General features: G+C 61.9%; 15 protein-coding genes. 5 read left to right on the top strand and 10 right to left on the bottom strand.

What is annotated here, in order from left to right:
• Positions 1 to 7: 7 nt before the first annotated feature.
• From FX982_RS21445 to FX982_RS21485, 9 genes are all read right to left on the bottom strand, one after another.
• A complete protein-coding gene (locus FX982_RS21445) occupies positions 8 to 2,248 on the bottom strand; it encodes an ATP-binding protein (RefSeq protein WP_172612496.1) in 2,241 nt (746 codons plus the stop codon).
• A 156-nt stretch (positions 2,249 to 2,404) separates the two neighbouring features.
• Positions 2,405 to 4,345: a response regulator gene (locus FX982_RS21450; protein WP_172612497.1), complete on the bottom strand. Its 1,941-nt coding sequence runs from the start codon at positions 4,343 to 4,345 to the stop codon at positions 2,405 to 2,407.
• A complete protein-coding gene (locus tag FX982_RS21455; protein ID WP_172612498.1) occupies positions 4,335 to 5,216 on the bottom strand; it encodes a sensor histidine kinase in 882 nt (293 codons plus the stop codon). Before FX982_RS21455 ends, FX982_RS21450 begins: the two co-directional genes overlap by 11 nt.
• The gene (locus tag FX982_RS21460; protein ID WP_172612499.1) at positions 5,209 to 6,246 is read right to left on the bottom strand and encodes an ATP-binding protein; all 1,038 of its coding nucleotides are present in this window, start codon (positions 6,244 to 6,246) and stop codon (positions 5,209 to 5,211) included. Before FX982_RS21460 ends, FX982_RS21455 begins: the two co-directional genes overlap by 8 nt.
• The gene (locus tag FX982_RS21465) at positions 6,237 to 6,641 is read right to left on the bottom strand and encodes an anti-sigma regulatory factor (protein WP_122624707.1); all 405 of its coding nucleotides are present in this window, start codon (positions 6,639 to 6,641) and stop codon (positions 6,237 to 6,239) included. Before FX982_RS21465 ends, FX982_RS21460 begins: the two co-directional genes overlap by 10 nt.
• Positions 6,638 to 7,000: an STAS domain-containing protein gene (locus FX982_RS21470; RefSeq protein ID WP_037010489.1), complete on the bottom strand. Its 363-nt coding sequence runs from the start codon at positions 6,998 to 7,000 to the stop codon at positions 6,638 to 6,640. Before FX982_RS21470 ends, FX982_RS21465 begins: the two co-directional genes overlap by 4 nt.
• Before the next feature lie 4 nt (positions 7,001 to 7,004).
• Entirely contained in the window at positions 7,005 to 7,856 is an 852-nt protein-coding gene (locus FX982_RS21475; protein ID WP_172612500.1) for an STAS domain-containing protein, read from the bottom strand.
• A 266-nt stretch (positions 7,857 to 8,122) separates the two neighbouring features.
• Positions 8,123 to 8,602 (bottom strand): hypothetical protein, encoded by a 480-nt coding sequence (locus tag FX982_RS21480; RefSeq protein WP_122538719.1) that lies wholly within the window; start codon positions 8,600 to 8,602, stop codon positions 8,123 to 8,125.
• 239 nt (positions 8,603 to 8,841) lie between these two features.
• Positions 8,842 to 9,963, bottom strand: coding sequence for a DUF1615 domain-containing protein (locus FX982_RS21485; protein ID WP_172612501.1), 1,122 nt, complete (start codon positions 9,961 to 9,963; stop codon positions 8,842 to 8,844).
• 278 nt (positions 9,964 to 10,241) lie between these two features.
• On the opposite strand from FX982_RS21485, the gene FX982_RS21490 reads away from it, so the two are divergent.
• The 5 genes from FX982_RS21490 (at position 10,242) to FX982_RS21510 (ending at position 14,836) form a co-directional block, all read left to right on the top strand.
• On the top strand, positions 10,242 to 10,784 hold the full coding sequence (locus FX982_RS21490; protein ID WP_172612502.1) for a cysteine hydrolase family protein: 543 nt from the start codon (positions 10,242 to 10,244) through the stop codon (positions 10,782 to 10,784).
• 14 nt (positions 10,785 to 10,798) lie between these two features.
• Positions 10,799 to 11,752, top strand: coding sequence for a 2-hydroxyacid dehydrogenase (locus FX982_RS21495; protein ID WP_172612503.1), 954 nt, complete (start codon positions 10,799 to 10,801; stop codon positions 11,750 to 11,752).
• 231 nt (positions 11,753 to 11,983) lie between these two features.
• Positions 11,984 to 12,628 (top strand): HAD family hydrolase, encoded by a 645-nt coding sequence (locus tag FX982_RS21500; protein WP_172612504.1) that lies wholly within the window; start codon positions 11,984 to 11,986, stop codon positions 12,626 to 12,628.
• 82 nt (positions 12,629 to 12,710) lie between these two features.
• The gene (locus FX982_RS21505) at positions 12,711 to 13,931 is read left to right on the top strand and encodes a putative DNA modification/repair radical SAM protein (RefSeq protein ID WP_122538546.1); all 1,221 of its coding nucleotides are present in this window, start codon (positions 12,711 to 12,713) and stop codon (positions 13,929 to 13,931) included.
• A complete protein-coding gene (locus FX982_RS21510) occupies positions 13,928 to 14,836 on the top strand; it encodes a TIGR03915 family putative DNA repair protein (RefSeq protein WP_172612505.1) in 909 nt (302 codons plus the stop codon). Before FX982_RS21505 ends, FX982_RS21510 begins: the two co-directional genes overlap by 4 nt.
• Positions 14,837 to 14,861: 25 nt before the next feature.
• Here the strand turns inward: FX982_RS21510 and FX982_RS21515 are convergent, their stop codons facing one another.
• Entirely contained in the window at positions 14,862 to 15,929 is a 1,068-nt protein-coding gene (locus FX982_RS21515; protein WP_122538542.1) for an alpha/beta hydrolase family protein, read from the bottom strand.
• Positions 15,930 to 16,291 lie beyond the last annotated feature (362 nt).

Here is a 16,291-nt window from a genome sequence, read left to right on the forward strand (position 1 = left end):
GTAACGGTCAACCGCGCTTGGGCAGCGCAAAGTAAAAAGTGGCGCCATGGCCCAACTGGCTATGGGCCCATACGGTGCCGTCATGGCGTTCGATGATCCGTCGGACACTCGCCAGGCCAATGCCGGTGCCTTCGAATTCTTCCATGCGGTGCAGGCGCTGGAATACGCCAAACAGCTTGCCGGCGTAGGCCATGTCGAAGCCTACGCCGTTGTCGCGGATGTACACCACGACCTTGCCGTCTTCCTCGTAACTGCCCACCTCGATCACTGCCGGGTTCTCGTTGCGGGTGTACTTGATCGCGTTGGACAGCAGGTTGCGCATCGCCAGGTGCAGGAACGCCGCGTCGGCAATGACCACTGGCAACGGCTGGGAGACTTTCCACTCCAGCGTGCGGCTTTCGTAATCGGGCAGCATCTCCCGGCGGATCGATTCGACCATGGCGTTGAGGTCAACATCAGAGAAACGCATCGCCGAACGGCCCATCTGCGAGAAACTCAGCAGGTTGTCGACCAGCGTGCCGGCAAAGCGCGCCGACTCGCTGATGTTTTCCAGGAAGCGCACCCCTCGGTCGGACAACTTGCTGCCTTCAATGTCGCTCAACAACTCGGCGTAGCCGGCGATGTGTCGCAACGGCGCGCGCAGATCGTGGGACACGCTGTAGGAAAATGCTTCAAGTTCTTTGTTGGATTTCTTCAATTCATCGGCCAGTGCGGCCATTTCTTCAGCCTTGCGCAGGACGATGCCCAGCACGGCCGCACGCAGCTCGGTCACCGCTTCGCAGTCCATGTCGTCCCAGGGTCTGGAGAACCCGCGCACGGTCTGCTGCCATAAGGCGAAGCTGTTGCGCGGGCTCAGCGAGCCGCTCGGGCTGACACTTTTCTCGGGTTTGCCGGCCCAGTTGACCACGCGGGCCTGCTCGGGCCGGAACCAGATGATGAAGTTGGAATGCAGCTCGGAGATCGCCGTCGCCAGCACGCCGCTGACCGAGCTGGCCAGCACGGGCAGCTCGGGGATGTCGCGACTGATGTTGTCGGAGCGAAAGACCTCGTGGGGGTCGCGGCCGCTCAACCAGTCGGCGAGCTTGACGATCTCCTCGCGCTCGGGGGTTTCGCCGTAGACATCGACGCTGGCGCCGGAAATCACCGCCGCGCCAGTGGCACCGACAAAACCCAGCAACGCATCGGGCATCGTGCGCAGGCCGCCGGTGACGCTGTCGAGGTCAGCCATGGCTGCGAGCATCTGCACGATCTGCCGGCGCAGGCTCAGCATGCGCTGGTTGGCGGCATGGGCTTCCTTGCTCTCGATCTGCAGAGACAGGACGCTGCCCAACAGTTCACAGGCAGTGCGGGTCTGGAAACTGACCCGCCGGGGCGTGGCGTGGTGACAGGAAATCAGGCCCCATAACTGCCCGCGCACCACGATGGAGATCGACATCGAGGCCAGCGTCCGCATGTTGCGCATGTACTGCAGGTGCACGGGCGACACGCTGCGCAAGGTGGCAAAAGTGAGGTCCAGGGGCGCGCCGGTCATGGGGTTGTTGCCGGGTACCAGCGGCGATGGCTGGTAGTTGGCGTTTTCGATGACGCGAATGCGGTTGGCCAGGTACAGCGCCCGGGCCTGGGCAGGCACGTCAGAAGCCGGAAAGCTCAGGCCGAGCAGGCTTTCGTAATCTTCATCCAGCGCTTCGGCGCTGACGAGCCCGTTGCCATCGGCATCGAAGTGATAAGCCTTGACCCGGCCGAAACCGGTGATGCGCTTGACCTCGGCCACCGAGCGCTGACACAGCGCTTCGATGCTCTCTTCCACATTCATCTGGCTGATGAAGCCGCGCATCAGTGGATAGACGTTGCCGTACGCGCCACTCATGTCCCCGGCCGGCTCGAACTCGGCGATCAGCACCTGATCGTGACGATGGACCATCATGGTCATCGGCTGGCCGGCACTCGAACCTGGCAGGAAACGCACTTCCCCAATGTGAAAAGGATTTTGTTCTTCATCAGGCAGAGCGTGCAGGCGCTGGAGCAGGCGCTCAGGCTCGGCGAACACACTGGACAGGGATGCGCCGATCAACGACTGCGGATCCAGCCCAAGCCAGTCGCTGACGTTGGCGCTGACTTGAATGACCGTAGAAGCGGCTTCGTCGATGACCAGCAGAAATCCCTGGGGCTGAATGCTACCGGGGATCTGAATCGGTTCACGCGCGCAGTGCTCGATCGCGCCCTTGAGGGCGTCGTCGCTAAGGGTCAAGGTCTGGCTCCTTTACCTTCAACGTTTGGGTAAACGGCGTCGGCAATGTGTACCGGAAAGGCGGCACGGATGGGAATGCCGCACACGTTAACAAAAACCGTCCGGCTCAAATACTCCGAACTCACTGATTGGCGAGAAAAAAACCATCCATTCGCATTAGCTGTCGAGCATGGCCCTCACCTTCGACAGAAATTCAACCAACTGGAAGGGCTTCAGGATCATGTCCATCCGTTCGCCCAGAAAATCCTGTCGGTTGAGCGCGTTCTCCGCGTAGCCGGTCATGAACAGCACTGGCAGGTCGGGCCGCCACCCTCGGCCGCGCTGGGCCACTTCGCGGCCGTTCATTTCCGGCATGCCCACGTCGGTGAGCAAAAGGTCGATGGTGCCGTCATGCTCCAGGCACGACAGCGCCGTGCCGACATCGGCCGCCTGGGTGCAGCGGTAACCGGCATCGGTGAGGACTTCATTGACAAACATGCGCACCGACGCCGTGTCTTCGACGATCAACACGTGCTCCCCCGCGCCCTGCGCGGCGACGGCGGAAGGCTGCTGCGGCTCGACGCTCTGCTCGTCCGCCGCCGGCAACAGCAGCGTGACCTCGGTGCCGTGACCGACCACGCTGCGAATCTGCACGTCGCCGCCCGACTGCCGGGCGAAACCGTAGATCGTCGACAGGCCCAGGCCGGTGCCCTGGCCGATCGGCTTGGTGGTGAAGAACGGGTCGAATACCTTGTCGATCAAATGGTGTTCGATGCCGACGCCGTCATCGCGCACGGTCAGGGCGATGTACGCGCCATCTGCCATGCGTGAGTGGCCCTGGGAGTAGGTCTCGAAGGTGCTGATCCAGATATTGCCGCCCGACGGCAATGCGTCCCGGGCATTGATCACCAGGTTGAGCACGGCGCTTTCGAGCTGGCCGGCGTCGACCATCGCCACGGCGCTACGTGAAGTCAGCTCCAGCGTCAGGCAAATGCCTTTGCCGATGGTGCGACCCAGCAGGTCCTCGAGGGAACGCACGTATTGATTGACGTCAGATGCGCGGGTATCGAGGGGCTGCTGGCGGGCGAAGGCCAACAGACGATGGGTCAGTGCCGACGCGCTCTTCGCCGACGCCAACGCGGCATCGGCATACACCATGACTTTTTCGGGGCGGCCGTCTTCGGTGCGTTTCTTGACCAGCTCAAGCCCGGTGACGATACCCGTCAGCAGGTTGTTGAAATCGTGGGCGATGCCGCCGGTGAGCTTGCCGATAGCGTCCATCTTCTGCGCTTGCAACAGTTGTTCTTCGGTCCGGGCGCGCTCGGCGACTTCATGGGCGAGCCGGCTGTTGACCGAGTCCAGTTGCTGCAGATGCGACTGTTCGCGACGGCGGTGCTCGGTGACGTCTTCGATGAACACCAGGCTCATGCCGCTCTCCCGGTACGGCGAAACCTGCCATTCAGTCTCGCGCAATTCACCCTTGACCCGCATGCTCAGCGTGCCCATCCAGCGCTCCCCTGCGTCCAGCGCTTCGCGCAGGCCGTCGAGGGCCGAGCCCTGATCTTCGCTGAAGCTGCGCAGCACCGCCCCCTCATCGGCGCCTTGACCCAGCAGTTGGGCAAAGGCGTGGTTGGCTTCGTGGACGTTCAGGCTGCCGTCCATGACCGCAATCGGCGCCGAGACGTTGGCAAAAATCTCGCGGAAGCGCTCTTCGCTGTCACGCAATGCGTATTCGGTATCACGCACCCGCAACAGCGTGCGCAGCGTGGCAAGCAGCACGTCGGGGTCGACCGGGTGCACCAGATAGGCGTCCGCACCTGCTTCCAGGCCGGTGACGATGTCGCCGGTCTGGATCGACGCCGCCGACACGTGCACCACTGGCAACAGCGCCGTACGGGGCGCAGCGCGCAGCTGACGAACGATGTCAAAGCCGCTCATGTCGGGCAGATTGACGTCGAGAATCAGCGCGTCAGGCAAGCGCTCGGCGATCAGCGCCAGACCTTCGGTGCCGGTGCCGGCCTCCGCCACCTTGAACCCCTGGCGCTCCATCCGACGCCGCAAGGCGTAGCGGGTGGCGGCATTGTCATCGACGATCAGCAGCCGGGTTTCAGGCTTCATTGGCAGGCTCCTGGGCCAGCGCCAACGGGATCACCACGTAGAACGTCGAGCCCACACCGGGCTCGCTCTCCACGCCGACACGCCCGCCCAGCAATTCGGCAAAACGCTTGCACAGTGACAGGCCCAGACCGGTGCCGCGCAGGCGTTTCTGCAGGGGCGAATCGACCTGAGTGAAGTCTTCGAACAGGGCACCATGAAGCTCCTGGGGAATGCCAATACCGGTGTCGGTCACGGCAAAGCGAACCGAGTCCTCGGCTTCCAGCCGTGCCGAGACGCGCACTTCACCGCGCTGGGTGAACTTCAGCGAGTTGGAGATAAAGTTGCGCAGAATCTGCCCCAGTTTTTGATCGTCGGTGTACAGCCTGGGCAAGCCCACGGGCGCTTCGAAGATCAGGTCCACGGCGGAGGCGTCGACGATGGGACGGAACATGCCACGCAGTGCCGAAAACAGATCGAACATGTCAAACCACGCCGGCGAGATGCTGATGCGGCCGGCTTCGATCTTCGCCAGGTCCAGCAGGTCGTCGACCATGTCGCTCAACTCCCGCGCGGCGGTGCTGACAAATGCGACCTGCTTGTGCTGTTCCTCGCTCAGGGGACCGTCCAGTTCATCGGTCAACAGACTGGCAATGCTGAGGATCGACCCGAGCGGCGTGCGAAACTCATGGCTCATGTAGGACAGGAAACGGCTCTTGAGGTCGGAAGCCTGACGCAATTGGTCGGCTTGATTCTCAAGTTCGGCGTACAGCGCGAGAACCCCCTGGTTGGTCTCGTCAAGCTCGGTGCGCAGGGCAACGGCTTCGGCGCGCGAGCGTTCCAGCTCAAGTTCGATAGACCCCTGAGGCGTCACACGGGCGTTGTGGTCAGTCATCGAGCGTCTCCAGAGCCATCACCAATACCGTTACATCGTCCCTGCCCCGGCAATAATCGCGATGCAAGACCGCTGCGATGATTGCCGGATGTCGGTACACCAGGCCTGGATAATCGCGAAGATTCCATCGCGATTGCAGGCCGTCGCTGAACATGATCAACAGCTGCCCGGTGCAATCGTCATAGTCCATCGGCGGTATTTTGCGGTACTGCAGGCCGACGATGCCGGGGTGCGAGGGAATACCGCGGGTTTTCTCGTCGCCAATCAGCGTCGCGCCGATGTTACCGATGCCGATAAAACGCAGCTTGCCTGTCGCGCCGTCGAACCGCACCAGTGCTGCCGCGCCGCCACGGCTGCCTTGCATGTCGACGTGCAGGTCCTCCAGCAGCACGCCCGGATCGGCGAACGGAGTGCGAATGAACGCACGTGCGCCGGCCATTCCCGCCGCTTCGGCTTCAGGGCCGTGACCGAGGCCGTCGATCATCATGATCGACATCTGCTGCCCCTTGACCGCGACCTCCCACACATCGCCGCAGGCCGGGTCATCGTGCAGCGAATGCTGGGTGATGCCCATGCGCAGGTCTTTGACCGTGGCTTTGCGCGGGAAGAAACGCGCCAGCAACACACTGCCACGCGCGTCGCTGTGCACATCGAAGACTTGCGCCTGGCGCAGCACGGCGCCCAGGCCGATGCCTTGGGTACCGCGGGTGGAAAAACCATCGGCCATGCAGTTTTGCACGTCGAACCCCTTGCCCCGGTCGATCGCGATGATCTCGACGCCCGGCGCTGAACGCGAGGCATCGCCCGAGGCATCACCCGGCAGCGCGCGCACATGCAACTCGCCGCTTTGCGCATGTTTGAGAATATTGCTGGCCAGTTCGGTGACGACCAAGGCCACACGGCCGCAATCGGCTTCGTCAAACCCCGCCTGTTCGGCCAGTCGTTGCACCGTGCGCCGTGCGTGCCCGACCTGACTGATGTCTTCGATCGACAACACCTGGGTCAGATGACTGTGCAGGTTCACGTCCATTTGCAGATCATCACGCGCGTACCTGCGCCGGGTGCGGTGTCCAGCTCGAAGTCGTCCACCAGGCGCTTGGCGCCCGTCAGGCCAAGACCGAGGCCGCCTCCGGACGTCCAGCCGTCGGTCATCGCCAGCTTGAGGTCGGGAATGCCGGGGCCTTCGTCGCGAAAGGTCAGGCGCACACCGACGCGCAGGCCGTCTTCGACAATCTGCCAGTCCATGTCACCGCCGCCGCCATAGACCATCGTGTTGCGCGCCAGCTCGCTGACCGCCGTGACCAGCTTGGTCAGGTCGATCAGGCGCATGCCGCAGTCCTGCGCCAGCTTGCGCGCGGTCTGCCGCGCCAGCACGACATCTTGCTCGATGCGAATGGGCTGAGTGCCGCTGCTGCGCTCGTTCATTGAGAATAGGCCCGCTCGCGCAGCAGCTTCATGCCGCGCTCAACGTTCAGCGCGGTGCTCACGCCGGGCAGGGTCATGCCCAGCTCCACCAGGGTAATGGCGACGGCAGGCTGCATGCCGACCAACACGGTTTCGGCGTCCATGATTCGCGACAGGCCGGAGATCATGCCAATCATCCGACCGATGAACGAATCGACCATGTCCAGCGCGGAGATGTCGATCAGCACGCCGCGCGCCGAAGTGCGGCTGATGCGTTCGGACAGGTCATCCTGCAGCGTCAGCGCCAGTTGGTCGTGCATGTCTACCTGAATGGTCACGAGCAGAAAGTCGCCCATCTGCAGAATCGGGATGCGCTCCATGGGCTCATACCGCCTTGGTGATGGTGACGCCGAGACGGCGCAGGGCCAGCGCGAGGGCATCGGCCAGATTGGCTTTGGTCACGACGCCTTGCAGGTCCAGACCCAGGTGCACGATGGTCTGGGCAATCTGCGGACGCACGCCGCTGATAATGCAGTCGGCGCCCATCAGGCGAATCGCCGTGACGGTTTTGAGCAAGTGCTGGGCCACCAGGGTGTCAACGGTGGGCACGCCGGTGATGTCGATGATGGCGATTTCCGCGCCGGTGTCGACGATGCGCTGCAACAGGGATTCCATGACCACTTGGGTGCGTTGCGAATCCAGCGTGCCGATCATCGGCAGCGCCAGCACGCCATCCCACAGTTTCACCACCGGGGTGGACAGCTCGAGCAGTTCTTCCTGCTGACGCTTGATCACCGCTTCGCGGGACTTCTGATAGGTACGGATGGTGTGCAGGCCCAGGCCGTCGAGCAGTTCGGAGACCTGCATCACTTGCTCGGCAACCAGCGCGGGCTGGTCGGCAAAGTCGCGCTGCAGTTGCGCGAACAGGGGGCCTTTGAGGGCGAAGATAAAGCTGGCGGTTTGTTGGGAGTCCTGACCGGCCAACGCGCGCTGGCTGGAGAGTTTTTCCAGGAAGTGGCGAACGTCATCCCACTCGCCTGTGGTGATGTTGACCGAGCCACCCTTCTCAAGGGTCGAGGTCAGCAGACGCAGGAAGTCGGCGACCTGCTGGCGGATTTCCTCGGGCTTGAGATTGCGCGTTGCGCCGCTGGCTTCCAGATCGGCGTGCCATTGGACAGCCAGTTGCGATTCAGAGCGCTTAAGGGCGTCAACGGTGAGTTGTTGTAATGCTGCCATGAGGTGGCTCCAGTGAGTGCAAGTCGAGAATTGGAATGGGTCGACGTAAGCAGGCCTGTGAAATATGCGAAAGGGTCAAAAAAACAGCGCAGAGAGTCGCGCGGCAGGTTGTTGCAATGTGCGGACCAGGAAGCTACCTGAGCCACGAGCGTACAGCGGCTGCAACCTGCGCGAGCCGCGCACACGAAATACGCGTGCCGCCGGTAGGTGTCAAGGTAACATCACCCTGTTTTCAATGTTTATTTATCAGTGGAGTCGTCACTGGCTTAAAACACGCTGTCGACCAATTGAACATAGATGGAAAACGCGCCCAGCAAAAACCAGAACGCCGTAAACAGCCACGGTGTGCGCATCGAAAACATCAGCGACTTGCGGTAGCCCTTTTCGCTGGATTCGTGCTCGCTGAACAACGGCGAATCGTCATAGGCCAAGCCCATGGCCGGCTGACTGCTCAGCAATTGGGCCTGTTTGAAATGCCAGTGGTCGATGATTTCGTACGCCGCGCGGATGCCCGGCCAGGCGTGCATGGAGCTGATCAATCCGAGCAATGTCAGAAAGGGCGGCACCACCAGCGTGAACATCTTGCCCCATTCGGGATTGAGGTTGGCCATCGACGAGGCGAAGGCGATCACCAGAAAAGACTGCGCGGACAGATAGGCGTTGGTGCGGTTGGACAGGATCGCTGTCTCGTACTGGATCTCCTTACGGTAGAAATCCAGCCGGTCCTTCGGCGACCCGAACAGCATGGCGTCTGCCACTTGAGCGTTAGCGGACTGCTCCGCGGCGATCGGGTTGCTGCTGGTAATGATGGTCGGTGTTTCCATGTCACGGCTCACAAGCGGGGCTCCTGCCTATAAAACGGCGGCGCAGTCGATCCTGCGTCACCCATCGATATTTGATTGAAGGATCTGGGTCGGGTGCCCGCAAGCGGACGAACGGCGTTCAGTTTCAGCAGGAAGGAAGGAAGGCAGCGGCGAAGACACCCTCACTTCAGTGAACCCGACGCCCGCGACATGCAGCGTACACGCCGCTCTTCCACTCGCTGGGCAAACCAGGCGGTGGTCAGCTTGCGGGTGATTTTCGGACTTTCCAGCACGATGCCCGGCAGGATTGCCCTCGGCAGCGGTTTACCGGCGGCCTTGTCGGCCATGGCGAAGATCTTCGCGTACAGCTCGGTGTCTTCGAAGGCCAGCGTTTCGCCCTTCTCCAGCTGGCTGCGGATGGTCGTATTACGCATGTCCAGCTGAGGGTAGAGGCTGCGCACGGCCAGTTCGGTCCGCCCCAGCGCCGGGCCGAAACCGTAGCTGATGAGGTCGCCGTCCAACGCCAGACGCTTGCCGGACACCCGCGCCACTGCGCTCTGAAATGCTGCATTGCGGCTGGCGTACCAGCCGGCGTTGAAGTCGGCGAAGCGGTACAGCGGTTTGTCGTAGCTCACCGGATAACCGAGCAGATGGGCGATGCCGAAGTACATGCCGCCACGGCGGCCGAACACCTCATGGCGAATCGAACCCTCGACCGGATACGGATAATCCCGGGCCTGCCGCTCGGCGAACTCAATACTGACCTGCATGGGCCCGGCGGTGTGCACCGGATTAAAGTTGCCGAACAACGTGCGGCCCAGGGGGACCATGCCGATGAAGTCATCGAAAATCGCGCTCAGGTCTTTTTCAGTCCGGGCGGCGCTGAGGCGTTCGCTGTAGGTCTTGCCGGTCGAAGAGCGGATGTCCAGCGCGCTGCGCACCAGCAGGTTGGGAATGTGCGCCTTGCTGGCTCGACGGTCGATTTCGTCCTGGGCGATCTTGCTCATGCCGGGAACGGCCGGGTCGACCTGAAAGTTGGATTCCTGCTCGGTCACCGCCAGCACGGAACAGAGGTTTTCCAGGCTGGGGTCGATTTTCTGCACTTCGAACGCGCGTTGAATGTCCTGGGCCCAACCCTGGCCGTCGGCGACATTGGCAGGCAACAACCGCACAATCTCACTGCGGACCACTGAGGGTTCCGGCGCGGGTTCCTGGCTGCGTTGCGAACTGCAACCCGCGAGCAGCGTCAGCAGGATGAGGCTGGCCAGGGTGTGCAGGTGGCGACTGATTCCATTCACGGGCATGACTTCTCGCTGGTTACTTCAAACGGGGTGGCGGGCTATGGACAGCGGAGGACGCAGCTGATTCAAAAAGCGCCGGATACGGTCTTCATAGTGGGATTGGCTTTAGCCGGGAAAGCGTCGGACGTCACGCCGCAAAATCGATGTTGTACGCACTGGCCCCTTCCCGGCTGAAGCCGGTCCTACAAAACGCATCGCGTTGAACCTGTGTAGCGGGAGTGGCCCTACGCTCGGGCAGGCATTACTCTGACCCACCCTACCCATTCAACAAGGAAGCCCGAATGCCCACCACAGCGCTCATCGTAGTCGATATTCAGAACGACTATTTCCCCGGCGGCAAATGGCCCCTCGCAGGTGCGGATGCCGCCGCTGACAACGCCGCCAGGGTGATTCAGGCCGCTCGGGACGCCGGGGATCTGGTCGTGTTTATCCGCCATGAATCAGGCGCCGATGCCCCCTTCTTCACCCCCGGTTCCGATGGCGCCAAATTGCATCCCAAGGTCCTGAACCTGGAAAGCGAACCGGTGGTGCTCAAGCACTTCCCCAACTCGTTTCGCGAAACCGGGCTGCAGGCGCTGCTTGAAGACAAGGGCATCAAACACTTGGTGATCATCGGTTCCATGAGCCACATGTGCATCGACGCCACCACCCGGGCTGCGGCGGACATGGGCTACACCGTCAAAGTCATCCACGACGCCTGCGCCAGCCGCGACCTGGAATTCGAAGGCACCGTGGTACCTGCCGCTCAGGTCCACGCCGCCTTCATGTCAGCCTTGGGCTTTGCCTATGCCGAGGTGCTGAGTACCGACACCTATCTGGTTTGAACAAGGAGAAAACAATGAGCGAGCAAAAAACCGACATTCTGGTCTGGGGCCCGATGCACGCCTCGCTGATGCAAAACCTCGAGCGCGATTACAGCGTGCACAAACTCGCCGACATCAACGACATTGATGCCTGGGCCGACCAGCACGGGACCCAGGTGCGCGGCGTCGTCACCAGCGGTGTGTTCGGCACCGACAACGCCATTCTTGACCGCCTGCCGAATCTGGAAGTGGTCAACAGCTTCGGCGTCGGCTACGACGCGGTCGACACCCAATACCTGTCGCGCAGGGGCATCAAACTGAGCAACACCCCAGACGTGCTCAACAACGCCGTCGCGGAAACCGCCATGGCGCTGATGCTGTGCGTCTCCCGACGCATCAGCGAAGCCGAACGCTTCGTGCGTGCGGGCCAGTGGCCCAACGGCAAATTCCCCCTCGGCAACGACCTGTGCGGCAAGACCTGCGGCATCGTCGGCCTGGGCAAGATCGGCAAGACCATCGCCAAACGCGCCGCCGCGTTCGAGATGAACATCGCCTACTTCCGCCGTGGCCGCCCCTACGACGATGTGTCCTACCGGCATTACGGTGACCTTCGGGAACTGGCGCAGGACTCGGACTACCTGATCGTCATCGTCCCCGGTGGCCCGGACACCCAGCACCTGATCGACGCCGACGTGCTTCGGGCCCTCGGACCCAAGTCATTTCTGATCAACGTTGCGCGCGGCACCGTTGTCGATGAAAAGGCACTGGTGGCCTCGTTGCTGGCCTCGGAAATTGCCGGCGCAGGTCTTGATGTGTTCGACGACGAGCCCAATGTGCCCGCCGAACTGTTGAAGCTGGACAACGTGGTACTCACGCCGCACATCGGCTCGGGGACCTACGAAACGCGCCAGGCCATGGCCGACCTGGTCTTCGCCAACGTCAAGGGATACTTCGATAAGGGTACGCTGGTCACGCCGGTCGAGTTGTAACCGGCGCTTCACGTGCAGGTCTGACGATTAAGCCGTCGGCCTGCTCGCAATGACGTTCAAACGCCTGTCGGCCGGAGCATGGACTGAAGAGGCCGTACCGTAAGTCAGTGCTCGAACATTGATGCCAACTTTTCAGGATAATGCCGGTCGAAGTGCCCCTACCCGGATTCCAGACATCTGCACATGCATTCCGATCAAGCAACCTGATCGAGAAAAGAAGGAGAACCCTGTTTGAATATTGCCGGCGTCATTTTTGACTGCGACGGAACCCTGGTTGACAGCGAACGGCTGGCCGCCGGGTTGCTGCGAGAGATCCTTCACCAGCATCAGGTGTTGCTGAGCGTCGAGGAGGTGCTGCAACGCTTTCGTGGCGTGCAGTTTGCGCTATGCCTGGAAGGCCTCTGCCGCGATTATCCATGGCTGCCGAGCGACGAGATCGAAACCGAATTCCGAGCGCGCACTCTGCCGCTGCTGCGGGAGCGACTGGAAGAAATGCCCGGCGCGGTCGACTTCGTGCGCAATCTGGCGCTGCCCAAGTGCGTAGCGTCCAACGGCCCGCGCAGCAAGATCGAAACGTGCCTGAGCACAGTCGGCCTGCTGGACGTGTTCCACGGCCTGATCGTCAGCGCTTATGAAGTGCAGTCGTGGAAACCGTCCCCGGTGCTGATCGAACACGCCGCAGAATTGCTGGGCCTGCCGCCCACTCAGTGTCTGCTGGTGGAAGACAGCGTTCCGGGCGTTGAAGCCGGGCTCGGTGCCGGTGCGCAAGTGGCGGGCTACGGCGACACCGATTTCTCGGCGTTCATGGGCAATGCCAACTTCCATCGCGTCAAGGATTTCGGCGAATTGAGGGAATTGGTACAGCGCATCAGTTGATCCACCGGCCATCCATCCGATCGGCCCTTGTTCATCTCCGACCAACTCGATACTGTACATAAAAACAGTATCGAGAAAATCCATGCAGCTGATCGACAAGCTGAGCATCCTCGCCGACGCCGCCAAGTACGACGCCTCCTGCGCCAGCAGCGCCGCCCCCAAACGCAGTTCCGAAGGCAAATCCGGCCTTGGTTCGAGCACCGGCATGGGCATCTGCCACAGCTACACCCCCGATGGGCGCTGTGTCTCGCTGCTGAAAATTCTCCTGACCAACTTCTGTCTGTACGACTGCCAGTACTGTGTGAATCGCCGGTCCAGCGACGTGCCCCGCGCACGTTTCAGTCCGGAGGAAGTGGTGACGTTGACCATGGATTTCTACCGTCGCAACTGCGTCAGCGGCCTGTTTCTCAGCTCCGGGATCATCCGCTCGGCGGACTACACCATGGAACAGTTGATTCGCGTGGCCAAATTGCTCCGTGAAGACCACGAATTCCGTGGCTACATCCACCTCAAGACCATTCCCGAAGCGGATCCCGCGCTGATCGAAGAGGCTGGCCGTTACGCCGATCGCCTGAGCGTCAATATCGAATTGCCGACCCAGCTGGGCCTGCAGACCCTGGCCCCGGAAAAGGAAATGGGCTCGATCAAGCAGGCCATGCAGACCATCTACACCGGTCAGCAAACCGTACTGAATGAACCGCGGGCGCCAAAATTCACCCCGGCCGGGCAAAGCACGCAGATGATTGTCGGTGCTGACGAAACCGATGACAGCACCATCCTGCACACCGCCGAATCGTTGTACGGCGATTTCCGCCTCAAGCGTGTCTACTACTCGGCGTTCAGCCCGATTCCCAACAGCCCGAAAAGCGTGCCCCATGCCGCGCCGCCGCTGATGCGCGAGCACCGCTTATACCAGGCAGACTTTCTGCTGCGCAGTTACGGCTACAGTGCCAACGAATTGCTACAAGGCCCGGGGCATCTGGCCCTGGACATCGACCCCAAGCTGGCCTGGGCGCTGGAGCATCGCGACATCTTCCCGCTGGACCTCAACCGCGCGGAGCCGGCCATGATCGCGCGGATCCCCGGCATCGGCATTCGCACCACCAAGCGCCTGGTCGAACTGCGCCGCCAGCGCCGCATTCGTTATGAAGACCTGACCCGTCTGCGCTGCGTACTGGCCAAGGCCAAGCCGTTCATCATTACCAGCGACTACCATCCGCGCCAGGCTGACAGCTCGAGCATCGATCTGCGCGAGCAACTGCGCGACAAACCGCAGCCGCAGCAAATGGCGCTGTGGGGATGATCATTCTCGATTGCGCCGACGCCTTCGATACCTGGCGGCAGCAGGCGCGCTGGCTGCTGAGCCATCAGATCAACCCGGATCAGGTGAGCTGGAGCGTGCAGCAGGACGCTGACCTGTTTGCCAGCGACACCGACTACCCGGACGAGCCCGGTCCGTTCCGCGCGCGCATACCCCTCGAATTGCTGGAACTGCTGCAGAACGCCGCGCAATTCTGCGGCGATCAGCGCTGGACGCTGTTGTACGAAGTGCTCTGGCGCGTGAGCCATGGTGATCGCACGGCGATGCTGGCCGGCGACAAACTGGGCAGCGAACTGCACCGGCGCCTGAAACAGGTCAGCCGCGAAGCTCATCACCTGCATGCGTTTCTGCGCTTCGTGGCGTTGCCGGTGCTCGACAATGCCGAAGACGTCGCCGCCAAAGCAGCGTTACTGGAGATGTCCTGCCTGCCGGAATACGTTGCGTGGCACGAGCCAGCCCACGACATTCTGCGCACCGCCAGCGAGCACTTCATCGGGCGCATGGGCCGTCATCGCTGGATGATCGCGACGCCCAAAGACGGCGTGTTTTATGACGGCAAGCAATTGATTCATCAGCCGGTGTGCCCGGAGGCGTGGCAATCACTGGCACGCAATGCCGACGATCCCCATGGCAATTTGTGGTTGACTTATTACAGCCACATCTTCAATCCGGCCCGGCTGAATCCGAAAGTCATGCAGGGTCATCTGCCGGCGCGGTTCTGGAAGAACCTGCCAGAGGGGCCGTTGATTCCGGCATTGATCAGCGAGGCCCGTACCGGTGGCCAGCGTGATGGTCAGGCGCGAGAGATCGCCGAGCGCCGCGGCAAAGTGATCCGTGGCAAACCGGCGGTGCCCTCACCCGCAGCGGACACAAACCAGGCTCCGTAGGAGCACCAGAAGTTTCTGTGCTCCGCTACTGATCGAGGCTGCCGACTGGATCAAATTCATGGTGGGCGGCGGTCTGCATGCCGGCAGTGCTGATGGGCGTGCCGAGTGCAGTACCGAAAAAGCGCACGGCCTCGCTGCTCAGGTCGCGGTGAATGCTTTCACGGTTGACGCCAATGGCGTCGGTGCACAGGCCAGGCTGGGTGGCGCGTTGCTCGTCATCGCAGGGCGCCATGAACACGAAATGCCCTGCCCCGGCGAACAGTTTGAAATCCGAGACATCGGGCAGCTTGCGCGCCAGCGCTTCGGCGTTCTTGTCGATGGCGAGCAGTTCGTCGCCGTCGCCGCTGTACAGCAACACCGGCACGTGCACATCCGCCAGCGTCTGCCGACCGAACATCAACCCCAGCGGTGCCATCAGCATCAATGCGCCTACGCGGGGATCGGCTTGGGCGTGCAGGTCTTCACGGTCTGCCACCAGTTCGCCCTGGGTTTTACAGGCGTCATGGTCCTGGGGCCGCTCGGTGCAGTAATGGCGCAAGCGCTGGAGATCAGGCTGGGCACCCGCCAGAATCAACGCCGTTTCGCCACCCGCCGAATAACCGATCACCCCGACCCGGCGCGCGCTGATGTATGGCGAGAGCATCGGGTCGATCAATGCGGCACTGATGGCTTCGGAGATTTGCAGGGGGCGACCGTAGAGATTGCTCAGGCTGCCCAGACGGCTGTGGTCCATGTAGTTGTCGCCCGGGTGGAACACCGCCACCACGACAAATCCCTTGCGTGCCAATGACGTCGCCAGGTCGTGCTGCGCGAGCGGTGTGCCGGTGTTGCCGTGGGACAGCATCAGCAGGGGGAAGCGGCCCATGGCAATGGTGGCGTCTTCCGACGCTTCAATGGGATACCCTTGAACGCGGGTGATGTGTTCATCGTCGGTGGAGGGGTAAAAGGCGTAGGCGTGCATCGGCCGGGAATCCAGGGGATCGAGAAACGTCAGCTCGTGAAAGCCCACGCTCCAGCTCTGCAGCTCGCTGGCTTGCACCGAAATCAGGCTGCCCAGCAGGCTGATCATCATCACTGCACAAAGACGCATCATTGCAATGCCCCTCACCTTATCAATCCATCCCTGCCGATTCAGACGTTCAAGGCCCGAGGGCCCATAAAAACGGCGTCTGTCGCTATCTGACCCTTGGGGTTCGATAACATTCCGAAACGCTTGAGGATCAATGGTGCACAAGGCGGGCCAAGCTCGACTGATTAAAGACAATGGCCACCGCTTGACGCAGAACGGACCGAAGAGGCCGGCATTCTACGGTGCTGCAAGGAGATTACGCGCAAAGATGTCATAAAGGCTGTCGCTGGGCTGAACACGGCGCCGTAAAACGGCGAAAGCCCCGCCTCCACCGGCATGGGGCCGGTGATGACAGGGCTTTCGGGTGACGCTTGTTCCCGCTTCGA

Origin of the sequence: Pseudomonas graminis (genome assembly GCF_013201545.1) — a bacterium.
Classification (GTDB): Bacteria; Pseudomonadota; Gammaproteobacteria; order Pseudomonadales; family Pseudomonadaceae; genus Aquipseudomonas.